Annotated in this window: 6 protein-coding genes; 1 reads left to right on the top strand and 5 read right to left on the bottom strand. The window is 74.0% G+C overall.

What is annotated here, in order from left to right; translation table 11 throughout:
- Nucleotides 1–149: 149 nt before the first annotated feature.
- Nucleotides 150–905: a pyruvate formate-lyase-activating protein gene (gene pflA / locus ABZW10_RS38535; RefSeq protein ID WP_355376349.1), complete on the top strand. Its 756-nt coding sequence runs from the start codon at nucleotides 150–152 to the stop codon at nucleotides 903–905.
- Between the two features lie 70 nt (nucleotides 906–975).
- On the opposite strand, the gene ABZW10_RS38530 is transcribed toward pflA, so the two are convergent.
- From ABZW10_RS38530 to ABZW10_RS38510, 5 genes are all read right to left on the bottom strand, one after another.
- On the bottom strand, nucleotides 976–2,337 hold the full coding sequence (locus ABZW10_RS38530; protein ID WP_355376346.1) for a hypothetical protein: 1,362 nt from the start codon (nucleotides 2,335–2,337) through the stop codon (nucleotides 976–978).
- A 295-nt stretch (nucleotides 2,338–2,632) separates the two neighbouring features.
- Nucleotides 2,633–3,016, bottom strand: coding sequence for a hypothetical protein (locus ABZW10_RS38525; protein ID WP_355376343.1), 384 nt, complete (start codon nucleotides 3,014–3,016; stop codon nucleotides 2,633–2,635).
- A gap of 355 nt (nucleotides 3,017–3,371) precedes the next feature.
- Nucleotides 3,372–3,902 (bottom strand): hypothetical protein, encoded by a 531-nt coding sequence (locus tag ABZW10_RS38520; protein WP_355376340.1) that lies wholly within the window; start codon nucleotides 3,900–3,902, stop codon nucleotides 3,372–3,374.
- A 70-nt stretch (nucleotides 3,903–3,972) separates the two neighbouring features.
- Complete coding sequence (locus ABZW10_RS38515) at nucleotides 3,973–5,514, bottom strand: alkaline phosphatase (protein WP_355376338.1); 1,542 nt, start codon at nucleotides 5,512–5,514, stop codon at nucleotides 3,973–3,975.
- 169 nt (nucleotides 5,515–5,683) lie between these two features.
- The gene (locus tag ABZW10_RS38510) at nucleotides 5,684–6,511 is read right to left on the bottom strand and encodes a poly-gamma-glutamate hydrolase family protein (protein ID WP_355376335.1); all 828 of its coding nucleotides are present in this window, start codon (nucleotides 6,509–6,511) and stop codon (nucleotides 5,684–5,686) included.
- Nucleotides 6,512–6,672 lie beyond the last annotated feature (161 nt).

The following is a 6,672-nucleotide window of genomic DNA, read 5'->3' as shown; positions in this document are numbered from 1 at the left end:
CCCGCCCCCGAGCCCTGCGCCGTCGGCGGCGCCCTCCCCCTCCCCGCCGTGGAGCGCGGGGCCGCCCCGGCCGGCGGCCCCCCCGGGGGCGCGCCCCCCCCCCCCCCCACCACCGGAGAAACGGCGCACCACCGGAGAAGGAGACCCCCATGGCCGACGAGGCCCCCACCGCGCCGGTGACCGGCAGGCTGCACTCCTGGGACCTGTCCACCGGCGTCGACGGCCCGGGCACGCGCTTCGTCGCCTTCCTGGCCGGCTGCCCGCTGCGCTGCCAGTACTGCCACAACCCCGACACCCGCTACCTGGCCGACGGCCGTCCGGTCACCGCCGACGAGATCGTCCGGGAGGCCGCCAAGTACACCACCTTCATCGGGGCCGCCGGCGGGGGCGCGACCGTCAGCGGCGGCGAGCCGCTGCTGCAGCCCGCCCTCACCGGCGAACTGCTGCACCGGTTCAAGCACGAGCTCGGGCTGCACACCGCCCTGGACACCTCCGGCTACCTGGGCGCCCGCGCCGACGACGCGCTGCTGGCCGACACCGATCTGGTGCTGCTCGACATCAAGTCCTGGGACCGCGCCCTGTACCGCCGGGTGACCGGCCGCGGGCTCTCCCCGACCCTGGACTTCGCCCGCCGCCTGGCCGGTCTGGGCACCGAGGTCTGGGTGCGCTTCGTGCTCGTCCCCGGTCTCACCGACCCCACCGAGAACGTCGAGGGCGTCGCCGCCTTCGCCGCCTCGCTCGGCAATGTCACCCGCGTCGACGTCCTGCCCTTCCACAAGCTCGGCGCGGCCAAGTGGAAGGCTCTCGGCCTCGACTTCCCGCTCGCCGACACCCCGGTCCCGACCGCCGACCGGACCGCCGCGGCCCGCGCGGTGTTCACCGCGCACGGCCTGTACGCGGTCTGAGGCGCCGGGCCGCCGTTCCCGGCCGCACCGGTGGGCCCGAACCGTGTCGGGCCCACCGGTGTTCCGTGCGCTACCCGTGGGTCAGCGAACGGGTGTAGACGTGCCAGTCGTAGGTGCCGGGGCCGCCGGGGACGAGGTTGCCGCTGGTGCTGGCGAACAGCACCGTCCGGCCGTTCTCGGGGACGAACGGGTCGAGCGAGGCGCCGTCCTCCTGGGTCCCGTCGACGGCCGTGCTGACGAGTTCGGTGCGGCCGCTCCTGAGGTCCTGGCGGTAGAGGTTGAACCGGGCCTGACCGGCCCGGATGATCGTGTCGGAGCAGCCGCCGGAGAAGTAGATCCAGCGGTCGTCGGCGGTGATGGCCGCCCCGGAGCTCCCCCAGCAGATCGCGTCCGGGTTGGCGGAGGTCCGGATGCTCTTCACCCGCCCCGTACGCAGGTCGCTGACGAACAGCTCGGTACGGGACTTGCCACCCGGCAGCGGGGCCGCGGCGAGCGCGTAGGCGGCGTAGCGGCCGTCGGGGCTGAGCCGGAGCACCTTGTCCGCCGAGCCCGGCGTTCCGTCGGGGTCGAGGCCGGCCACGACGGTGGTGCCGCGGTGCAGGTCGGTGGCGTACAGGGTGGTGTAGCGCTGGCGGAGAACGCCGGCGTCGCCCCCGGGCGCGGCCGGCAGGAGGTTCGTCGCCTTGGAGCTGTAGCCGACCGTCCGGCCGTCCGCGCTGATCGTCGGGTTCTCGGACGGGCCGTTGGCGGGCTGCCCGTCCGCCCCGACGCTGACCAACCGGGCGGCGCCGGTGACCCGGTCCACGACGTAGACGTTGCGGGTCTCCGAGGTGACGGCGGCACCGGCCACGGCGTCGTCGCGGGCCGACATGAAGGCGACGTGCCGGCCGTCGGCGCTGATGACCGGCTGGTAGGAGCCGTGGTCGCCGGTGCCGGACGCGGTGCCGTCGGTGAGGATCTGGGTGCGGCCCTTGAGCCGGTCGCGCACGTAGACGTTGAACACCCCGTTCGCCTCGCCGGAGAACGCGATGTAGCGGCCGTCGCCGCTGATCCCCGCCTGCTCGGAGGCGTTGGCCAACGGGGTGCCGTCCTCGGCGCGGCTGACCAGCTCGGTCCGGCCGGTGCGCAGGTCACGCACGTACAGGCCGTAGGCGGGGGCCGCGGCGCCCGCCAGCAGGTTGGTCGCGGAGGAGCCGAACAGCGCGTACCGGCCGTTGGCGCTGATGCCCAGGGTCATCGACTGGCTGTCCGCCCGGACACCGTCGGTGCCGAGGTCGACCTGGGCGGTGGGGCCCCAGGTCGGAGCTGCGGCCTGGGCCGGTGCGGCGGTGGCGGCGACGGCCGCGGCCACCGCCAGCACGCAGGCGGCGCGGGCCCATCCGCGGGTGCGGGCCGTTCGGTTCGTCGCCGGTGTCTCTCGCGTCGCGCGCATGGTGATGGGTCCTCCCCGGGTCGTCGGTCCGGCCCGCCCCTGCTCCCCGTGTCGGCGGGCCCGGGGAGAGCCAAGCGCCGGACGCGGCCGACGGTCAACCGTCCGGGGGGAAACCGGCCGCAGAATACGTCTCGGGTGCGCCGTGCGGACCGGTCCGCCGTGGCGTTCGGTGCCGGATCACCCGGTCCGCCCGCCGGGTTCCGGCGGCCCGTCCCGGACATCGAGGACGCCTGAGCGCGGAGCGGACACCGGCCGGGCGGGGCGGGGCCGGGGCCCGCCCGGCCCGGGATCCGGGTCACGCCTCGCGGCGGCGGCGGAATATCCGGCGGACGGCGAACACGATCGCCACCACGAGCCCGATGAAGAACAGAACGATCAGCAGCACGATGACCAGGGCGGCGATGCCGAGCTTCTTGAAGAAGCCGCCCTTCTTCTCCTTCTTGTCACCGGACGCGAGCGCGCCCGCGAGCGAACCGGTGCGGGCGGCACGGTCGTCGGCGGGCCGCACGGCCTCCGCCGACCCCGCGGCCGGAGCGGCCGGGGCGTTCGGGACCGCCGCCTCGACGGCCACGGCGGCCCGGGTGGCAGCGGGCACGGCCTGGGCGACGCCGGGCGCACCCAGCACCAGCCCGACCAGTACGAGGGCGGGGGCAACCTTCGCGATCACACGCGAGCTCACTGCTACTCCTGTTGTCTCTGTCGGTGTACGGCCGGCGGCCGGATCCGGGCCACCGGATCCATGGACGGCACGACCGTCGACCGAGCACCCCAGGGGCGGCTCGGTCGGGCCCGCACCATCCTCCGCCACCAGCCGAAATCTACAGGACTGTAGAGATTGAGGGAACCGGCGCCCGGAGTCCCCCACCGCACGACCCGCCGTACGCGGCCCGGGAGCTGTCCCCGCGTCAGAAGTCCGGGGGCTCCGGGCGGAGCGGATCACATGGTGTTGACGATCAGCCCGATGTGCGTGAAGTGGTCGAGCCCACCCGAGGGCAGGAGGACGCCGAAGGCGAGGGCGGGTTCACCGGAGGTGGCTACTCGTTGACCAGCACCGGGATCGACAGCACGGCGCTCACGGGGGTGCCGGTGAGCTTCTCGGCCACCGCGGTGAAGTCGATGCCCTCGCCGGCCGCGCGCGGGCCGTCGTGCCCGCCGGTGGCGGGCTCCTCCTCCTGGTAGTGGAAGGCCCCGGTGCCGACCAGCCGGCCACCGTCGTCGTAGAACGCGGCGCCGATCTCCAGCACCAGCACGTCGCTGATGTCGGAGGTGACGGTCAGGTGGCCGCCGACGGTGGAGCCCTTGGAGAGGGTCAACCCGGTGAGCTTCACCCGGTCGCTGAACGGGCCCTCCTGGACCTGGACCTCGCCCGACGCGGCCGGGGTGGCCAGCACGGCGGCCGGCGCCGCCGCCTGCTTGGGCGCGGGCAGTGCCAGGGTGCTCGGTGCGGCCGGGGAGGCCGGGGAGGCCGGGGAGGCGTCGGCTCCCCCGCCGCCGCCGGAGCAGCCGGTGAGCAGGCCGAGGGCGAGGGCGGCCAGGACGGCGGCGGTGCGGGCGCGGTGCTTCATGCGGACTCTTCCTGGGGGTGCGGGCCGGGGCCGGGAGGAGTGCTCCCGGCCCCGGGGTGGGATCCGGACGTCAGCGCTGCGGCGACCGGTTGAAGAGCGCGCGGTACATCTTGCCGTACAGGTCGGTGTTGTCCTGGCTGGCGGCGAAGCGCTGGCCGCCCGGGCCGTAGGCGAAGATCGGCACGTCGGCACCGGTGTGGTTGCCGGACAGGTAGGTCAGCCAGAGGCTGGCCTCGGGGGTGCCGTCGGCGACGCCGGGAGCGTCGTCGGGGGTGCGGAAGGTCGCCGGGGCGAAGTTCTTCGGGTCCTTGGAGCCGGCGCCGTTGACGATGCCGCCGGAGCGGGTGGCGTCCTTGGTGTTGCCGCCGGACGTACGGGCCGGCGAGCTGTTGTTCGCCGGGTTGCCCGCGTCGTTGTTGGCCGGCGGGGCAGCCGCCTCGGCGTTGGTGAAGGTGCCCTTCTCGATGATGTTGAAGCCGGCGCACTCGTGGTCGGCCGTGACGATCACCAGGGTGTGGCCGTCCTTCTTGGCGAAGTCGACCGCCTTGGCGACCGCGTCGTCGAAGGCCTTGATCTCGCCCAGGGTCTGGTTGGCGTCGTTGGCGTGCGAGCGCTTGTCGATCTGGGCGCCCTCGATCTGGAGGAAGAAGCCCTTGTTCTTGCCCTTCTTCGCCGACAGCAGGTCGAGCGCCTTGGTGGTCATGTCCGACAGGGTCGGCTCGGCCTTCTCGGCGGCACCGGCCGGCAACGCGGCCTTGGCCGCCTCCACGGTCAGGTTGCCGCGGTTGAACAGGCCGACGACCTTCTTGCCCTTGGCCGCGTCCAGGTCGGCCTTGGTGGCGACCTTCTGGCTGGCGGCGGTCTGGGCCGGCAGCGCCGGGTCGCCGAAGCTGCCGAGCACCTGGTAGCCCTGGGCCTCCAGCGCCTTCTGGTCGTCCGGCTCGAAGCGGGCCAGGCCGCCGCCGAGCACGACGTCGGCCGTGCCGTTGCGGGCGATCTGCTCGGCCACCGGGGTGATCAGGGTGGTGTCGGCCGGCTTCGCCTCGTAGGTGCCGTCGGCGTTCTTCGGCAGGCAGGCCGCGTCCGAGTACGTCGGGCCCTGGCAGCCGCGCAGCAGCACGTGGCTGAACTGGCCGGCCGGGGTGGCGTCGGTGATCTCGGCGGTGGAGACGTTGCCCGTGGCGAAGCCGGCCGCCTTGGCCTGCTCCATCAGGGTGGCGACCTTCTTCTCGTACGCGTCGACGCCGAGCGCCGCGTTGTACGTCTTCACGCCCGAGGACCAGGCGGTCGCGGCGCTGGCCGAGTCGGTGACGAGGGCGGGCTTGTTGCTGCCCTTCTCCACCGCATAGGTGGCGACCTGGCCGACGAACGGCATGCGCTCCATGTTCAGGCGGCCGGAGGCGCCGTAGAAGCGCTCGCGGCCGGCCGTGACGTGGGTGCGCCCCATGCCGTCGCCGAGCAGGTAGATGACGTTGCGGATCTCGCCGTCGCGCCCGCCCTGCTCGTTCTGGTTCTGGTGCGAGGGCTCGGACCAGGCTGCGACGGACGAGCCGCCCACCAGGGTGGACGCCATGGCGACCACCACCGCGGCCTTGAAGGCCTTGCGCTGCATAGGGATGTCTCCTCGATGCCTCAGCGCGCCCGGCGATCGAGCCGCGCACGCGCCCGGGGAGTAGCCGGGCGGCTGTGACGGTACGGAGAGTGTGTAAACGCACGTCGGCCTGAGTGTGTCGTCCCGTCAAACACCTGTCCCCCGTCGCGCCCGTCGTGGGCGAACGGCGTCAGAGCACCGGCTGCGTCGCCTCCAGCCGCTGGATCGCGGTGCGGGCGGCCGTCACGAAGCTCCAGAAGAGCGGAAGGGTGTTGGTGGCCCGCTCGGCGCGGGTGTTCTTGCCGTCGGCGAACATCGCGGCGCGCAGCTCGGTGGTCATCTCCAGCTGGGCGCCCTTGCCGAGCAGGCTGCGGTTGCAGATGTTGTCCGGCGAGATCCCGGCGATCTCCTCCTCGCCGGAGGCCGTCACGGCGCGGATGCCGGCCGCCGTGAGCTCCTCCGTCAGGTACTGGCGGAAGGTGGCGTTGAGCCCGCCGACCAGCACCGCGCGGGCACCGGCCTCCAGGCCGGCCTGAGCGGCGGTGCAGCCGTGCAGCGACAGCACGTTGAGGCTTCCGGCGCACATCGCGCGGGCGACGGTGTCGTCGTTGTGCGTCGAAGTGACGTGCAGGGCGCTGTTGTTGGAGGAGCGCAGGCCCTCGAACATCCAGAAGTCGTGCACCGGCCCGCCGGCCGGGACGCGGCTGAGGTCGGCCGGGTGGTAGCCGGCGACGGCCAGGCACAACTCGGAGGTTCCGCCCTCGATCCCGCCGCCGTGCGGCGCGATGACGGTGGTTCGGACCAGCCCCGCGCGGGCGGCCGGGTCCTGGTCGTCGACCAGGTGCCGACGGGAGCGGCGCCCGTAGTCCACCCCTTCGACCAGGGACGGGTCGGAGTAGAGCGCCGTGTTGGACGCGTAGAGGTCGGCGGCCCGGGCCGGGGAGCAACGCAGGGCGGCGTCCAGGGCCACGAGGGCCGGAGCGGTGGCGAGCGCGGCGATCAGCGAGCGACGGTTCATCACGGGCAATGATCATGACAGAGGACCCCGGGCCCCACAAGGGCAACGGGCGCCCCACCCGCCGCAGAGCCGGAGCGGCCGGGGGGGGGGGCGGGCGGGGGGGGGGGCCGGGGGGGGGGGGGGGGGGGGGGGGGCCCGGGGGTGGCGTGGGAAGTAAACCA

The organism is Kitasatospora sp. NPDC004723, from assembly GCF_040609255.1.
In the GTDB taxonomy this organism is placed as follows: Bacteria; Actinomycetota; Actinomycetes; order Streptomycetales; family Streptomycetaceae; genus Kitasatospora.
This window is presented reverse-complemented; position numbering and strand designations above follow the sequence as displayed.

What these genes read in the sequence shown, in the direction of transcription:
- ABZW10_RS38530 (WP_355376346.1), bottom strand. Translation starts at nt 2,337, where the DNA reads ATGCGCGCGACGCGAGAGACACCGGCGACGAACCGAACGGCCCGCACC.
- ABZW10_RS38520 (WP_355376340.1), bottom strand. Translation starts at nt 3,902, where the DNA reads ATGAAGCACCGCGCCCGCACCGCCGCCGTCCTGGCCGCCCTCGCCCTC.
- ABZW10_RS38510 (WP_355376335.1), bottom strand. Translation starts at nt 6,511, where the DNA reads ATGAACCGTCGCTCGCTGATCGCCGCGCTCGCCACCGCTCCGGCCCTC.
- pflA (WP_355376349.1), top strand. Translation starts at nt 150, where the DNA reads ATGGCCGACGAGGCCCCCACCGCGCCGGTGACCGGCAGGCTGCACTCC.
- ABZW10_RS38515 (WP_355376338.1), bottom strand. Translation starts at nt 5,514, where the DNA reads ATGCAGCGCAAGGCCTTCAAGGCCGCGGTGGTGGTCGCCATGGCGTCC.